General features: G+C 60.6%; 17 protein-coding genes. 8 read left to right on the top strand and 9 right to left on the bottom strand.

The genetic code is table 11. The annotated features are described in order from the left end of the window. Positions 1-6 precede the first annotated feature (6 nt). Positions 7-816, bottom strand: coding sequence for an enoyl-CoA hydratase (locus tag VCK47_RS01885; RefSeq protein ID WP_322889034.1), 810 nt, complete (start codon positions 814-816; stop codon positions 7-9). A 42-nt stretch (positions 817-858) separates the two neighbouring features. Here VCK47_RS01885 and VCK47_RS01880 point away from each other — a divergent pair, with 42 nt between their 5' ends. Further along, complete coding sequence (locus VCK47_RS01880) at positions 859-1,278, top strand: PaaI family thioesterase (RefSeq protein WP_322889033.1); 420 nt, start codon at positions 859-861, stop codon at positions 1,276-1,278. Positions 1,279-1,324: 46 nt separating this feature from the next. Here the strand turns inward: VCK47_RS01880 and VCK47_RS01875 are convergent, their stop codons facing one another. Then, the gene (locus tag VCK47_RS01875; protein ID WP_322889032.1) at positions 1,325-1,552 is read right to left on the bottom strand and encodes a DUF1127 domain-containing protein; all 228 of its coding nucleotides are present in this window, start codon (positions 1,550-1,552) and stop codon (positions 1,325-1,327) included. A gap of 87 nt (positions 1,553-1,639) precedes the next feature. On the opposite strand from VCK47_RS01875, the gene VCK47_RS01870 reads away from it, so the two are divergent. The 6 genes from VCK47_RS01870 (at position 1,640) to VCK47_RS01845 (ending at position 7,094) form a co-directional block, all read left to right on the top strand. After that, positions 1,640-3,064 (top strand): PLP-dependent aminotransferase family protein, encoded by a 1,425-nt coding sequence (locus VCK47_RS01870; RefSeq protein ID WP_322889031.1) that lies wholly within the window; start codon positions 1,640-1,642, stop codon positions 3,062-3,064. Between the two features lie 151 nt (positions 3,065-3,215). After that, positions 3,216-3,677 carry a 50S ribosomal protein L13 gene (gene rplM, locus VCK47_RS01865; RefSeq protein WP_007204844.1) on the top strand — a complete coding sequence of 154 codons (462 nt, stop codon included), beginning with the start codon at positions 3,216-3,218 and terminating at the stop codon, positions 3,675-3,677. Then, on the top strand, positions 3,677-4,171 hold the full coding sequence (gene rpsI, locus VCK47_RS01860) for a 30S ribosomal protein S9 (RefSeq protein ID WP_322889030.1): 495 nt from the start codon (positions 3,677-3,679) through the stop codon (positions 4,169-4,171). The genes rplM and rpsI overlap by 1 nt, the downstream gene beginning before the upstream one ends. Before the next feature lie 171 nt (positions 4,172-4,342). Next, positions 4,343-5,215: an ABC transporter permease gene (locus VCK47_RS01855; RefSeq protein WP_322889029.1), complete on the top strand. Its 873-nt coding sequence runs from the start codon at positions 4,343-4,345 to the stop codon at positions 5,213-5,215. Further along, the gene (locus tag VCK47_RS01850; RefSeq protein WP_322889028.1) at positions 5,212-6,012 is read left to right on the top strand and encodes an ABC transporter permease; all 801 of its coding nucleotides are present in this window, start codon (positions 5,212-5,214) and stop codon (positions 6,010-6,012) included. Before VCK47_RS01855 ends, VCK47_RS01850 begins: the two co-directional genes overlap by 4 nt. Then, positions 6,009-7,094: an ABC transporter ATP-binding protein gene (locus tag VCK47_RS01845; RefSeq protein ID WP_322889027.1), complete on the top strand. Its 1,086-nt coding sequence runs from the start codon at positions 6,009-6,011 to the stop codon at positions 7,092-7,094. The genes VCK47_RS01850 and VCK47_RS01845 overlap by 4 nt, the downstream gene beginning before the upstream one ends. Before the next feature lie 66 nt (positions 7,095-7,160). Here VCK47_RS01845 and VCK47_RS01840 read toward each other — a convergent pair whose 3' ends face one another. The 6 genes from VCK47_RS01840 to VCK47_RS01815 are packed head-to-tail and all read right to left on the bottom strand — an operon-like array spanning position 7,161 to position 12,012. Next, a complete protein-coding gene (locus VCK47_RS01840) occupies positions 7,161-7,676 on the bottom strand; it encodes an acyloxyacyl hydrolase (RefSeq protein ID WP_322889026.1) in 516 nt (171 codons plus the stop codon). A gap of 9 nt (positions 7,677-7,685) precedes the next feature. Then, positions 7,686-8,303 (bottom strand): TetR/AcrR family transcriptional regulator, encoded by a 618-nt coding sequence (locus VCK47_RS01835; protein ID WP_322889025.1) that lies wholly within the window; start codon positions 8,301-8,303, stop codon positions 7,686-7,688. After that, complete coding sequence (gene ppk2, locus VCK47_RS01830; RefSeq protein WP_322889024.1) at positions 8,296-9,165, bottom strand: polyphosphate kinase 2; 870 nt, start codon at positions 9,163-9,165, stop codon at positions 8,296-8,298. The genes VCK47_RS01835 and ppk2 overlap by 8 nt, the downstream gene beginning before the upstream one ends. A gap of 47 nt (positions 9,166-9,212) precedes the next feature. Next, positions 9,213-10,205 carry an alpha/beta hydrolase gene (locus tag VCK47_RS01825; protein ID WP_322889023.1) on the bottom strand — a complete coding sequence of 331 codons (993 nt, stop codon included), beginning with the start codon at positions 10,203-10,205 and terminating at the stop codon, positions 9,213-9,215. Further along, positions 10,195-11,112, bottom strand: coding sequence for a homoserine O-acetyltransferase MetA (gene metA, locus VCK47_RS01820; RefSeq protein WP_322889022.1), 918 nt, complete (start codon positions 11,110-11,112; stop codon positions 10,195-10,197). Before metA ends, VCK47_RS01825 begins: the two co-directional genes overlap by 11 nt. 36 nt (positions 11,113-11,148) lie before the next feature. After that, complete coding sequence (locus tag VCK47_RS01815) at positions 11,149-12,012, bottom strand: ATPase (RefSeq protein ID WP_322889021.1); 864 nt, start codon at positions 12,010-12,012, stop codon at positions 11,149-11,151. 126 nt (positions 12,013-12,138) lie between these two features. Between VCK47_RS01815 and VCK47_RS01810 the strand changes: the two genes are divergently transcribed. Continuing rightward, entirely contained in the window at positions 12,139-12,486 is a 348-nt protein-coding gene (locus VCK47_RS01810; protein ID WP_322889020.1) for a rhodanese-like domain-containing protein, read from the top strand. 58 nt (positions 12,487-12,544) lie between these two features. On the opposite strand, the gene VCK47_RS01805 is transcribed toward VCK47_RS01810, so the two are convergent. Continuing rightward, entirely contained in the window at positions 12,545-13,654 is a 1,110-nt protein-coding gene (locus tag VCK47_RS01805) for a Hint domain-containing protein (RefSeq protein WP_322889019.1), read from the bottom strand. Between the last annotated feature and the right edge of the window lie 90 nt (positions 13,655-13,744).

Genomic DNA, 13,744 nt, shown 5'->3' with positions numbered 1-13,744 from the left:
ATATTTTTACTCTGAAGATGACCAGTCGGGCGCGCGCTTTTCGAGGAAGGCCGTGATGCCTTCGTCGGTGTCACGGACCATCATGTTCTCCACCATCACGGCGCTGGTATAGGCGTAGGCCTCGGCCGTGGTCAGTTGCGCCTGATCGTAGAAGGCGGATTTGCCGATCTTGACCGCGACGGGCAGTTTGGCAGCGATGGATTGCGCAAGGGCGCGGGTTTCGTCAGCGAGTTTTGCCAAAGGCACCGCACGGTTGATGAGACCAAGGCGGGTGGCCTCATCTGCATGGATGAAGCGGCCTGTCGACAGCATTTCGAACGCGGCTTTGCGGGGGATGTTGCGGGTGAGCGCGACCATCGGGGTGGAACAGAACAGCCCGATATTGACGCCATTAACGCCAAAGCGCGTGTCATCCGCCGCAACGGCGAGGTCACAGGTCGCGACAAGCTGGCAGCCGGCGGCGGTGGCAATACCATGGACCTGCGCGATGACAGGCTGCGGCATCGACTGAATCCGCTGCATCACAGCCGCACAGCGCGCGAAGAGATCGGCGAAATAGGCGGCCCCGCCATCGGCGGCCTGCCGCCCTGCCTGCATCTCGCGCAGATCGTGGCCTGCGCAAAAGGCCTTGCCATGGCCCGCGATGACGACCGCGCGGACCTCGGTGTCATCGGCGATCTGGTCCAGCGTGCCATGCAGCGCCGCCAGCATCGCGTCAGAGAGCGCGTTGAGCCTGTCGGGTGCGTTCAGCGTCAGATGGGCGATATGGTCGCGGTCTTGGCGCAGCAGGATGTCCATCGGCTTGTCCTTTGTCATGTGTGGCTTCATGCTAGGCGAGCATGGGTGCGAGGGGAAGTGATGACGCTAAAAATGGATGCCGCCGATCTGCACGGGTTTCTGGAAACAGCCTTTCCGCAGGTGCAGGGCGATTTCATCATTTCCGACCTGTCAGCGGACCGGATCACGGTGCAGATGCCTGTCGCGGACCGTCACCTGCGCCCGGGCGGCACGGTTTCTGGCCCTGCGATGTTCGCGCTGGCGGATGTGACCGCCTATCTGATCATCCTTGCCAATATCGGGCCCAAGGCGCTGGCGGTCACCACCAATTGCAGCATCGACTTCATGCGCAAGCCCGCCGCGGGCCAGATGCTGGTCTGCGAGGCGCGGTTGCTGAAACTGGGCCGTGCGCTCGCCGTGACGGATGCGTTGATCTTTAGCGCGGGGCAGGCGGCCCCCGTGGCGCGCGCCAGCCTGACCTATGCGATCCCGCCTACATGAAAAATGGGCCGGGAACCCCCGGCCCAGTCAGGAAGAGGCGGGGGTGTCAGGCCCGCCAGAAAGGCTTGGACACTTCGGCCATCGCCGCGGGGTGGTCCAGGCCAATATCGCGCAGAAGATGCGGCGGCAGGTCGCGCAAATGTACACGCGTCCTCCGGCGCAGGTCCCATGTGGTCACGATCACCGCGAAACGCAAGGCCAGTCCGGCCATGACCGGCACATGGGACTGGCTGGTCAGCACCGCGATTTGCATTGGCTGGATCGTGTATGACATGGGACAATCCTTTCATATTGTATTGACACAATATAGCTGTACGTTACAAGGAAACGATACAATACGCGCCAACGAAAGGTCCATGAAATGATTGTATCGGATACAATTTTCAAATCACCGCTTGGCCTCGCAGGGAAATCGAAATTCAAAGCGCTGGCACAGGCGGTCCGTGAAGCAATCCTATCGGGACAATTGGCACCGGAGGCCAAACTGCCCCCCGTGCGTGATCTGGCCTATCAGATCGGCGTGACACCCGGGACCGTCGCGCGTGCCTATCAGCTGCTGACCGAAGAAGGCCGCCTGATCGCGGTCGTCGGGCGCGGCACTTTTGTGGCGAGCGCACAGCGCAGCCTGCGCCCTGCCAGCCCTGCGATTCTGGCGGCCGATGACCGCATGTCACATGCCGCCGATGTGGCGCATCTGCTGAGCCCCAAGATGCCGGATATGGGGCAGGGGCAGATGATCCGCGAGGCGATGCACTATCTTGCCGACAGCATGCCGACCGAACATCTGCTGCGTTATCCCGACAGGCAGACCGATCTGGCCGCGCGCAGGGCCGTGGCAGCTTATCTGGGCGTCGAGCGGATCGGCGCCTTTACGGTGGACGATATCGTCACGGCCCACGGCGGGCAAAGCGCTGTCGTGATGATCCTGCAGACCATCCTGCATGGCGCGCGCCCTGTCGTGGCGGTTGATGCGCTGAGCTACGGTGGCTTTCGCTATGCCGCTGCGATGTGCCGTGCCGATGTGGTGGGCGTGCCTTGGGATGCGGAGGGGCCTGACCCTGCGGCCTTTGAGGCTTTGATCAAGTCGCAGAGCGTGCAGGTCTTTTGCACCTCGTCCGAGGTCTGCAACCCGACGGTGCGGCACACGACCCCCGCACGCCGGACCCAGATCGCGCAGATCGCTCAGCGGTATGGCGTGCATGTGCTGGATGACGATTGTTACCGGCTAATGCGCTCGGCACATATCGGGCCTAGCTATCGCGCCTTGCTGCCCGATCTGGGCTGGCATGTGGTTTCGCCGGCGAAGTCCATCTCGGCGGCGTTGCGGATCGGGTTTGCGCTGGCCCCGCAGGGGTGGACATCGGCGCTGGTGCGTACCGCGACCTTCAGTTCTTTTGGGGTGACGCGGTTGATGACCGATCTTTATGCCCATATCCTTGCCCAACCCGGGATCGACGCTGTGCTGGACGGGGTGAGGGACCGGATCGCACAAGATATCAGGGCCGCCGTCAATGTGCTGGGCATGTACAAGCTCAACTGGTCCGAGGACGTGCCGTTTCTCTGGCTGGAACTGCCTTTGGGCTGGCGCAGCGGGGAATTTCTGCAAGCGGCCGATGCCGCAGGCGTGCTCATCAAATCCGCCGATGATTTTGCCCTGCGCGACGGGCGCAGCGTCCATGCGGTGCGCATTGCGGTGAACGGACTGGTGCCGCATCAGACCTTTGTGGACGCGATGCATGTGCTGCGTGATCTTTTGGCCCATCCGCCACAGCGGATTTCGGTGTAGATTTGTGGGGTATAATAATACCTAATTTGCAAGTTATTGTTTTTGAATGTTTAATTTGGAACAACCCCGCTTGACGTGCATTTTATGGCGCTTATAAGCCACCTATCCGAATGACCGTGGCGTTGCGCCACCACAAACCTTCTGGTGAGATATGAAAACCTTTACCGCTACCCCGGCGGATATCGACAAGAAATGGATCCTGATCGACGCTGAAGGCGTTGTTCTGGGCCGTCTTGCCTCGATCATCGCCATGCGCTTGCGCGGCAAGCACAAGCCATCCTTCACACCGCACATGGATATGGGCGACAACGTGATCGTGATCAACGCCGAGAAAATCCAGATGACCGGTAACAAGCGCGACGAGCGTTATTACTGGCACACCGGCCACCCCGGCGGGATCAAGTCCAAGACCAAGGCCGAGATCCTCGAAGGCAAGCACCCCGAGCGCGTCATCGAGAAAGCCGTCCAGCGCATGCTGCCCGGTGGCAAGCTGTCCCGCCAGCAAATGACCCACCTGCGCATCTTCGCAGGCGCGGAACATGGCATGGAAGCCCAAAAGCCCGAAGTTCTGGATGTCAAATCCATGAACCCGAAGAACACGAGGACCGCATAATGGCCGATCAAGTCAATTCGCTCGAAGAGCTGGGTCAGGTCGCGGAAGGCGTCGCAACTGCGGCACCAACCCCCGTCGCCGCCCCCCGTGAACCCGTGCGCGATGCGCTGGGTCGGTCCTATGCCACCGGCAAGCGCAAGGATGCGGTCGCCCGCGTCTGGATCCGCCCCGGTTCCGGCAAGGTCACCGTCAACGGCAAGGAAATGAAGACTTATTTCGCGCGCCCCGTGCTCCAGATGATTCTGGCGCAGCCATTCTCGATCGCCGGCGTCGCCGGTCAGTTCGACGTGGTTGCCACCGTCAAGGGCGGCGGTCTTTCCGGTCAGGCCGGTGCGGTCAAGCACGGCGTGTCCAAGGCACTGCAGCTTTATGATCCATCCCTGCGCCCCGCGCTGAAAGCCGCCGGCTTCCTGACCCGCGACAGCCGCGTTGTGGAACGCAAGAAATACGGCAAGGCGAAAGCGCGCAAGAGCTTCCAGTTCTCCAAGCGTTAAGCTGCCCGATATCGTGGAAAAAGGCCTGCATCCTGCGGGCCTTTTTTCGTTTTTCCGCAGGGGCGCGCCACCGGCTGAAAATGTGGCAAATGGCGGAAAATATGACGCAAATCGGGGTGATGACGCGACTTTCGTATTGATCTTTCCGACGTGACAATGAAGATCGGGCGCATGTTCAAGAAACTGACATCTTCTGAGGGCGGGCGTGGGCTGATATTGATCAGCCCGCCGTTTTTCTATGCGCTGCTGCTGATGGCCTTCCCCTTGGGGGCGATCATCCTGTTCAGCTTCTGGACGCAGAATTTCATGGATGTCGACACGACATTCACCTTGAACAACTACCAACGCATCATCAACGAACCGATCTTTGGCGCGCTGTTGCAGCGTTCGCTTTACGTCTCGGCGGTGGTGACACTGGTGACGGTGCTTCTGGCCTTTCCGATTGCCTATTTCGTGTCTTTCCACGTGCGCCCCGACCGCAAGTCGCTGTGGCTGTTCCTGATCACGATTCCCTTCTGGACCTCTTATCTGATCCGCGTTTTCCTGTGGAAAGTGATCCTTGGCTACAACGGTGTGATCAACACCGGTTTGTTGAACATCGGCCTGATCGACGAGCCGCTGACCTTTATCCTGTATAACGTCAATGCGGTGATAATCACGCTGGCCCATGCTTTTGCGCCTTTTGCCATCCTGCCGATTTTCGTGGCACTGGAAAAGATCGACCGGTCCTTGCTGGAAGCATCGCGCGATCTGGGGGAAAACAAGGTGATGACCTTCTTCCGCGTGACGCTGCCCTTGGCGATGCCGGGTGTGGTTGCGGCGGTGCTGATCGTGTTCATCCCGACCATCGGGGATTATGTGACGCCGGAACTGATGGGCGGGGCAGGCGGAAAGCTGATCGCGAACATGATCCAGACGCAGTTTCTGGCGCTGAACAACGCGCCCTTGGGTGCGGCGCTGGCTGTCGTGGCGATGCTGTCGGTGACGGCAATCAGCCTTGTGTTCGTGCTGCTCAACCGGCGCTGGCTGCGGGGACGGTCATGAGCCTGCGTGTCTATGCCATCGCCTATCTGATCTTTTTGTATGCGCCGATTCTGCTGTTGCCGATCTTCGCGTTCAACGACGCCACGATCATCGCCTTTCCGCTGTCGGGGTTCACGACCGACTGGTTTGGCGAATTGATGACCAACAGCTCGCTGCACACGGCGGTCAGGAATTCGCTGTTCATAGCGGTGATGACGGCGATCCTGTCCACGCTTTTGGGCATCTGCGCCGCTCGTGCAGGGGCCATGTACCGCTTTCCGCTCAAAGCGGGGATCATGGGCTTCATCATGTTGCCGCTGGTCTTGCCAGAGATCATTGTCGCGGTGTCGTTGCTGGTTGTCGTGGTGCAGCTTTTCGACATGGGCCTGTCCAACTGGACGATAATCGCAGCCCATGTGCTGATCTGCACGCCATTTTGCATCGCCATTCTGAACGGGGCCTTCCAAAACCTTGACCCCAGCCTTGAAGAGGCCGCGATGGACCTTGGCGAAAGCCGGTTTTCGGCGTTCCGGCTGGTGACGCTGCCCTTGGTGATGCCGGGGATCATTTCGAGCATGCTGATCGCCTTCACCATCAGCCTTGATGAATTCATCATCGCGTTCTTCCTGTCCGGCACCAGCCCGACGATGCCGGTCTATATCTGGGGCCTGATGCGGTTCCCCGCGAGCCTGCCGGTCGTCATGGCGCTGGGGACGATCCTGGTCGCGCTGTCGATCATCCTGTTGACTATTGCAGAGCTTTTGCGCCGCCGCGGCATGGCCCGTGCGGGCGTGAAAGACAAAGGGGGCTTTCTTTGACAGCTTTGATCACGCTCAAGGGCGTCAATAAATACTATGGCGATTACCACGCGCTGCGCGGGATCGACCTGACGATCAATGCGGGCGAGTTTTTCTCGCTTCTGGGGCCGTCGGGCTGTGGTAAGACCACATTGCTGCGCACCATCGCGGGGCTGGAGGATGTGTCCGACGGTGTGGTGATGATCGGCGGCAAGGATATGCGCGGCGTGTCCGCCAACCTGCGCCCCACGAACATGGTGTTCCAGTCCTATGCGATCTTTCCGCATCTGAGCGTCGCGGAAAACGTGGCCTTTGGTCTGCGCAAACGGTCGGACCTGTCCAAGGACGACAAGGCCAAGATGGTCGAGGAAGCGCTGACCATGGTCGGTCTTGCCGGCTATGGCAAACGCGCGTCGCATGCCTTGTCGGGGGGCCAGCGGCAGCGGGTCGCCTTGGCACGCGCGCTGATCCTGAAGCCCAAGGTTTTGTTGCTGGATGAACCGTTGTCCGCGTTGGACAAAAAGATGCGCGAACAGATGCAGGTCGAACTGATCCGCCTGCAACGCCATGTCGGCATCACCTTCATCCTCGTCACCCATGATCAGGAAGAGGCGCTGGTCATGTCCGACCGGATCGCCGTCATGTTCGAAGGCGAGATCGGGCAATTGGCTGATCCTGAAACGCTCTACCGTCGCCCCAATTCGCGCCGTGTGGCCGAATTCATCGGCAAGATGAACTTTTTGGCGGCCGATGTGCAGGAGATCGGCGAGACGGTCGTCGTCGATGTCGCAGGCCTCGGTCGTGTATCCGTCAATGCCGAACAGGCACCAATGGCGCTGCACAAGGGCGCTGCCGTGGCGGGTGTGCGGCCCGAAACGCTCGCCATCCTGTTCGACGGCGAAACGACCGACCGCAAGCTGATCGACGGTGTGGTCGACGAGGTCGTGTATTACGGCGACATGACCTATTACGATGTGCGCATCGCGGGCGTGGACCAGCCGCTGAATATCGCGATGAAAAACCTGATCGGGCGGCCGGTGCTGGAAGTCGGCACACATACCAAAGTGGTCTGGGACGAACGATCGCTGGTCATTCTGGCGTAAGGTAGCCTTACCTCTCCGGCTGCGCCGGAGCGCTCCGCGGGGGATATTTGGGCTCGAACGTTGGGGTCAGTCGAGCACCATGGCGAACCGCAGACCCACGGTTTCCAACCCCGGATTGATGTCGCCCAGATCGCCGTTCGACCTGTGGTCCGCCAGCACTGTCAGTGTTGCGCCATTGTCGAACATATAGCCCACCCCGAGCGCGCCGCGGAATTCAAGCGGCAGGCCTAGGTCAGGCCCGTCGCCTTCGGCGTAAAACCCTGGCATGAACGAGGCTTCGACAAAGAACGGCCCGTCGATCACGTCTTGCGTCGTCCATTTGGCACCTGCACCAACCCAGAGACTGCCGTCGCCGGTGGCGCTCGCGCCCACGACCGGCTGGAACACGCCATAGCGGCGGGGTAGGTCGTAGGTCACGTAGATTTCTTCGGTGATACTCTCTTCCTGAAACACCACATCGCTGATCTGCACCGCCGCACGCGCTGGTGCGTCCTGCAGGCTATAGCAACCGGTCGCGCAGCTGTTCAGATAGGTGTCGGTCAGTCCGACAATGAAAAAGATGACTGCGAATGTGCCGTCCATGGGGGTGTCCTATGTGTCGGGGTCCAGCAGGCCAAGCCCGCGCAGATAGATGCCGATGCCGGTTTCGAGCAGGTCATCGGGGGGAAAGGGGCTGGTCCGGCCCGGATTGCCGCGTGCGAAAAGTTCGACCACGCCATGCGACATCGCCCAGATATGGGCGCTGAACATCTGCGGCGGCGGGCGTTTTTCGGCCGGAATATGCTGGCTGAGGGCGGCGGCGGCTTTTTCCAGCACACCCATGGCACGGGTCGCCACTGCGTGCAGATCGGCGCTGTGATTGATCGACACGCCCGATTCGAACATCGCGATGTAATGCCCCGGATAGCGGCGCGCAAAGGCCAGATAGGCGCGGCCCGTCGCCTCGAAAGCGGACAGGGCGGTGGGTTTGCCTTCTGCAAAGGCATGTTCCATCAGGTCCGCGAAAATGGCGTAACCTTCCTGTGCGGCGGCGGCGATCAGATCCTCGCGGCCTGCGAAATGGCGATAGACGGCGGCGGGGGTGACGCCCGCCTCGCGCGCAGCCTCGGACAGGGTGAAACCCGTGGGTCCGCGCATTTCGATCAGCCGCAGGCAGCCGTCGATCAGTTCGGCGCGCAGGTTGCCGTGGTGGTAGCCCCGTTTACTCATGCCAGATGTCGGGACCACCCGCGATCAGCGGATCGACAGCACCCAAAGCATCGGGGTCTTTGCGATTGTAATCAAGCGCTTGCAGGACGGAGCGGATCACGTGCACCCGCGCGCGTTTCTTGTCGTCGGACCGCACGACCGTCCATGGCGCATAAGGCAAATGGGTCCGGTCCAAGGTTTCGCGGATCGCATCGGTATAGGCATCCCAGAGCGCCAGCCCCTCTACGTCGATCCTGCTGAGTTTCCATTGCTTGAGCGGGTCTTTTTCGCGGTCCAGAAAGCGTTGCAACTGTGTCGCACGTCCGACATTGAGCCAGATCTTGAACATGGTGATGCCTTCATTGGCCAGCATATCTTCGAATTCGGGGACTTGCGCAAACCAGCAGGCGCGCTGTTCCGGCGTACAAAACCCGAAAACATGTTCGACGACACCGCGATTGTACCAGCTGCGGTCGAAGATCGTCATTTCCCCTTTGGCGGGCAGATGTGCGATGTAGCGCTGGAAATACCATTGCGCGGCCTCGGTATCGCTGGGTTTGGGCAAGGCCACCAGCTTGGCGCCGCGCGGGTTGAGGTTTTCGCGGAACCGCTTGATCGTGCCGCCCTTGCCCGCCGCATCGCGCCCTTCGAAGACCACGACGATCCGCTGGCCGGTGTCGCGCACCCATGCCTGCATGCGTACCAGTTCGACCTGCAACTTGGCGATGGCATCCTCGTAACCGTCCTTGTCCCATTCGCTGTCATAGGGAAAGCTGGGGTTGAGGATGTCGTCCTTCTTGCTGTCCTTGATCAGGTCGCGGATGTCCTGCGGGGCGTCATTGTTGAAATAGCGGCTGATCGCACCGTCGAATGGCAATTCCATGAAACCCTCTTTGCGCTGTTTCGCGCCAGTATGGGCATGCAGCGCGCCTAGCGCAATCCGGCGCGGGAGGCCGCGCGGTCGATAGCAGCGATTGCCTCCGGCTCGCGCGAATGATGCGGCTGGTGGCCGACGCCATCAAGCCGGACAAGATTGGCGGTGGGGGCGATCTTGATCAGCTCTTCGGCATGCACATGGATCGGGACCGTGTTGTCGGCGGTGCCGTGGATGATCTCGATCGGGATGGTCAGTTGCGGATAAAGCGCTGTCATTTCAACGACGAAGGGGCGCAGCGTGTTCACCTGACGCGCATTGGCGCGGAACGTGCGTTCACGCAGCGCGAGTTCGCCGCCCAGATGGTCGATATAGCCTTCGGGGGGCGACTGGGGTTCAAAGGTGACGGCGACGACATTGTCCACCGTGCTTTTGGGGACAAAGGCGCTGATCAGCGGGATCACGACACCACCGCCAAGCGCACTGCCGTTTACGGTGTAATATGCGCCAAGACCGCCCGGCCAAGGCATCGACACACCAGCAAAAGAGACAACAGCGGCAGCATTGGTGGGATCATCCTGCGTCAGGCCGGTTGTGGCCCATGCCATGGCGACAATCCCGCCAAAGCTGTGCCCGACAACAACCGGATCGCGGATATCAAGCGCGGCAGCAGCTTCGCGCAGCATGGCGACCTGTGCGGCAGGGCTGTCGCCTTCGGTGGCAAAGGGGCCGGTGGCAATGCCGGGGACACGGTCGGTATAGCCCATGCCGGGGCGGTCAAAGGCGGTGACACGGTAGCGGTCGGACAACTGGTCCATCAGCGAAAAGGTGTAGTCACGCAGATTGCCGCCCGCGCCATGCAGCAAGATCACATCGGGGCCTTGCCCTGCCTGCACATAATGCACGCGCCCGCCGGTCACCTCGACGAAATCGCCAACGGGGGGGAACGCCGCCTCGAACCGTTCGGCGCGGGTATGGGCGGTGCAAGCGGTCAGTAACGCGCCGATGCCCAGCGCCAGCGCCGTGAGAGAGAGAGCTTTAAGTGCCAATTTTATCCAGATCGAAGTAAGTGGTTTGATAGATCTCGTTGATCCAGTTGCCATATAGAAGGTGCGCGTGGCTTCGCCAGCGGTTTTGTGGCGTCTTCAACGGATCGTCATCAGGATAGTAATTGGCTGGCACGTTGATCGGCGTGCCATTGGCGATATCGCGGTCGTATTCCTGTTTCAGCGTGCCGGTGTCGTATTCGAAATGGTTGAAGATATAGAGTGCGCGGTGCCCTGCATCCTCGACTAGGGCCGGTCCTGCCTCTGCGCTTGTGATCAGCGTTTTCAGGCCCGGCACGGCGTCGATTTCAGCCTGCCGCATTTCGGTCCAGCGGCTTACGGGGATCACGCAATCATCCGAAAAGCCGCGCAGATAGGGCGAGTTGGGCGCTTTGTTCTGATGCCGCAGGCAGCCGAACAGCTTTTGATCCAGCAGGTGTTTTTCGACCCCGTGGAAATAGTTGATCATCGCCATCCCGCCCCAGCAAACGCCAAAGGTGGAATGCACATTGGTCTGGGTCCAGTCGAAGACCTGCGTGAGCTCGTCCCAATAGGTGACGTCGTGGAACGGCAGATGTTCGATCGGCGCGCCGGTGATGATGAGCCCGTCATATTTTTCGTCCCGCACGTCAGAGAAGGGTTTGTAGAACTCCTCCATATGTTCGGCGGCGGTGTTGCGGGTCTGGTGTTCGCTCATGCGGATCAGCGAAAACTCGATCTGCAAGGGCGTTGCCCCGATCAGGCGGGCGAACTGGTTTTCGGTCTGGATCTTCTTGGGCATCAGGTTCAGCAGTGCGATCCGCAAGGGGCGGATGTCCTGCCGCGCGGCGGTGACCTCGTCCAGCACCATGACGCCTTCCTTGGACAGGACATCATAGGCGGGCAGGGCGGATGGCAATTTGATCGGCATGAATGGTATCCTCAGCGAAAGCAGCAGATAGGCCCGTCAGCCCCGCTTCTCAAGGGCCTGCGCGATCATCTCGACAAAGCCGTCCGCATCGCGCACCTCAGCCACCTCATCCTGCGCCACGGTGATCCCCCAGCGGTCCGCCATCGCCTTGTAACGCGGCTGGCGGTGGGCAAGCGCCTTGGCAAAGGCCCAGCGGATGAAATCGTCGGGGTCCACGTTGTCGGGGGCCACGTTGAATTCCGCCAGATAGGCGGTCCACGTCGCCAGCAGGAACACCGGATCGTAGGACATGGGCTTGGGTTCGCGGTCAAACCGGCGGATCAGTTCGGCGGTGTGCGCGTCGGTGCCTTCGATCCAGACCATCAGCGTCTTGGAGGCCAGATCGGTCATGATCGGGTCCTGCGGGTTGGTCACATCGACCCATTCGCAGATCGACCCGCCGGTATCGCAGACGAAATGCGGATATTGGTAGAGATCATGCGAGCGGGTGATGAAATGGCCCGTGTCATGCAGCGCCGCGACCTCGGCCTTTTGGAACTGGTCCTGACGGCGGGTGTATTCGTCCCATGGCAACCCGCCCTTGGCCGGATCGCCGGGTTTGCCCAGATAGGACGACATCGGCCGCAGGTCGTTGAAGGAAATGTTGGACCCGATATAGATGCTGTCGCTGCGCAAAAGGTCGCGCAGGAACGGCACTTTCATCGCCTCGCGCTTGGCATTGTCGGCGATGTATTCACCCATGTAGCGGGTGCCGATCCGGTAATCGATGGAATAGTGGAACCAGTCGCCCGTCTGGCGCAGCATGCTGGACAGATAGGTCTTGCCCAGCCCCGACATCGCGAAGAACAGGACACGTTTTTGCGCAGCATTGCGCCAGTCAGAAGCGGATGTGTAAATCATGGCCCTTGGGTAATGCTGACGACGATGATCTGCCAGCAGTTTTTGCGCGGATGGTGATAATGTCACCGTGCGGGACAGCCGGTTGCACCTAGCTTGGCCGCCACACAAACAGAAAAGAAGACCGCTATGGCCTATACCCAGAAATTCCAGTCCCTTGCCGATCAGGCGCGCGCCAAGGTCGATGAAGTCGCCCCCGAAGATGTCGATGCGCTGGTCGCCGCAGGAGCCGTGGTCCTTGATATCCGCGACAAGGAAGAACACGAGGCCGATCACATCCCGGGGTCGGTCCATGTCAGCCGCGGCAAGCTGGAAATGAACATCGAAGAGGCGATCCGCGATCTGGACACCACGATCCTGTGCTATTGCAACGCCTATAACCGCGGCGCGCTATCCGCCGCCACATTGCGCGACATGGGCTACAAGAACGCCAAGTTCATTGCGGGCGGGCTGAAAGCCTATCGCGGCAAGAGCTAGCGGCTGCGCCGCCAAGGGGCGCTGCCCCTTACCCCGGAGTATTTCTGGAAAAAAGAAGTCAGGGGTGGCCCAGCGCCCGCGCCGCAAGAGGCACGCCGTTCTTGTGGTGCCGCGCGATCAGCTTTTCGATCTGTTTGCCGCCCTGTGCGATGGGGCGCGCGGGCAATGGCGGCAATGTGGTCACATCGGGAAAGATGGCTTCGATCTCGGCCACATAATCTGGCCCCAGTGCCTGCATCGCACCCGGGCCGGTCAGCATGGTTTCACTGGCCAGCCCTTCGGCAAAGATGATCTCATGCGCGTCGGTCAGCAGGTGGTAATAGGTCAGTTCGCAATCCGTCTCTTCGACGAAGATACCGGGCAGGGCCGTCAGCTTGATCGCGGGGACCAGCAGTTCGGTGGTCCCGAACATCCGCTGGCAGATTTTCGAGGACAGCATAATCCGGTGCTGGCGCGATACCAGCAGATCGCGCGCAGGGCTTTGCGGACCAAGCGCCCCCGCCATGATCCGCACCGGTGCCATATTGCCCCGCGCGGTGACCGTGCTTTTGCCGATCCAGCGGATGACTTGTGCGCCATTGTCCTGTGTGGTGACCAGATCGCCTGTGGCCAGCGTTTCGATAGGCACATCGCCGGAGGGTGTCGCGATCAGCGTGCCTGCGACATAACAGGTCAGAAAATTGCCCGTCAGCCTGTTGGCGGCAAGGCCGGAGATATTGGTGTTTTGTGCGACCGACAGGATCTGGATCGAGCGGATCGCCGCGAACTCCAGTGCTGTCTGGCTGCCATTTGCGGCCACATTGGGCGCCAGATATGCGTTGCCGGCCGTATCCTGAAAGATGATGAGCGTGATGATCCCGCTTTGGCTGCCGTCGATATAGGTCAATCGTCCTGTGAAGGCGGCGACGGAATCGAACGTCTGGTCAGGACCGCCGTCGATGCGAAAGGTTTCTGGCGGATTGTTGTTCTGGTTATAGGCATCGGGCGTGCCTGCGCCGAACCCTGTGGATCCCGGTGAGAAAGACTGAATACGGCCCGCCAGCGCATTACCCGCGCTTCCGATGGTCAAACCTACGAGAGCGGAGGCATTTTCGGCATCGGCGTTGCCTTCCAGAGTGTCCATGTCGGGCAAGACACCCAGACTGAAGACGTTGAACGTGGTAGGCATCGAGGCACCCTCGCAGAGAACAACAGGATCGGTCCCGTCATGGCCTAGCGTCAACGGGCGCCCCAGTCAAACCCGCTTTTAGTTAACATT

This window comes from Yoonia sp. 72, from assembly GCF_034652275.1.
GTDB lineage: Bacteria > Pseudomonadota > Alphaproteobacteria > Rhodobacterales > Rhodobacteraceae > Yoonia.
Note: the sequence above shows the minus strand (reverse complement) of the source record. Positions and strands in the feature narration are given on the sequence as shown.

Coding starts and splice junctions, on each gene's coding strand:
- VCK47_RS01885 (WP_322889034.1), bottom strand. CDS start 816: ATGACAAAGGACAAGCCGATGGACATCCTGCTGCGCCAAGACCGCGAC.
- VCK47_RS01880 (WP_322889033.1), top strand. CDS start 859: ATGACGCTAAAAATGGATGCCGCCGATCTGCACGGGTTTCTGGAAACA.
- VCK47_RS01875 (WP_322889032.1), bottom strand. CDS start 1,552: ATGTCATACACGATCCAGCCAATGCAAATCGCGGTGCTGACCAGCCAG.
- VCK47_RS01870 (WP_322889031.1), top strand. CDS start 1,640: ATGATTGTATCGGATACAATTTTCAAATCACCGCTTGGCCTCGCAGGG.
- rplM (WP_007204844.1), top strand. CDS start 3,216: ATGAAAACCTTTACCGCTACCCCGGCGGATATCGACAAGAAATGGATC.
- rpsI (WP_322889030.1), top strand. CDS start 3,677: ATGGCCGATCAAGTCAATTCGCTCGAAGAGCTGGGTCAGGTCGCGGAA.
- VCK47_RS01855 (WP_322889029.1), top strand. CDS start 4,343: ATGTTCAAGAAACTGACATCTTCTGAGGGCGGGCGTGGGCTGATATTG.
- VCK47_RS01850 (WP_322889028.1), top strand. CDS start 5,212: ATGAGCCTGCGTGTCTATGCCATCGCCTATCTGATCTTTTTGTATGCG.
- VCK47_RS01840 (WP_322889026.1), bottom strand. CDS start 7,676: ATGGACGGCACATTCGCAGTCATCTTTTTCATTGTCGGACTGACCGAC.
- VCK47_RS01835 (WP_322889025.1), bottom strand. CDS start 8,303: ATGAGTAAACGGGGCTACCACCACGGCAACCTGCGCGCCGAACTGATC.
- ppk2 (WP_322889024.1), bottom strand. CDS start 9,165: ATGGAATTGCCATTCGACGGTGCGATCAGCCGCTATTTCAACAATGAC.
- metA (WP_322889022.1), bottom strand. CDS start 11,112: ATGCCGATCAAATTGCCATCCGCCCTGCCCGCCTATGATGTCCTGTCC.
- VCK47_RS01815 (WP_322889021.1), bottom strand. CDS start 12,012: ATGATTTACACATCCGCTTCTGACTGGCGCAATGCTGCGCAAAAACGT.
- VCK47_RS01810 (WP_322889020.1), top strand. CDS start 12,139: ATGGCCTATACCCAGAAATTCCAGTCCCTTGCCGATCAGGCGCGCGCC.
- VCK47_RS01805 (WP_322889019.1), bottom strand. CDS start 13,654: ATGCCTACCACGTTCAACGTCTTCAGTCTGGGTGTCTTGCCCGACATG.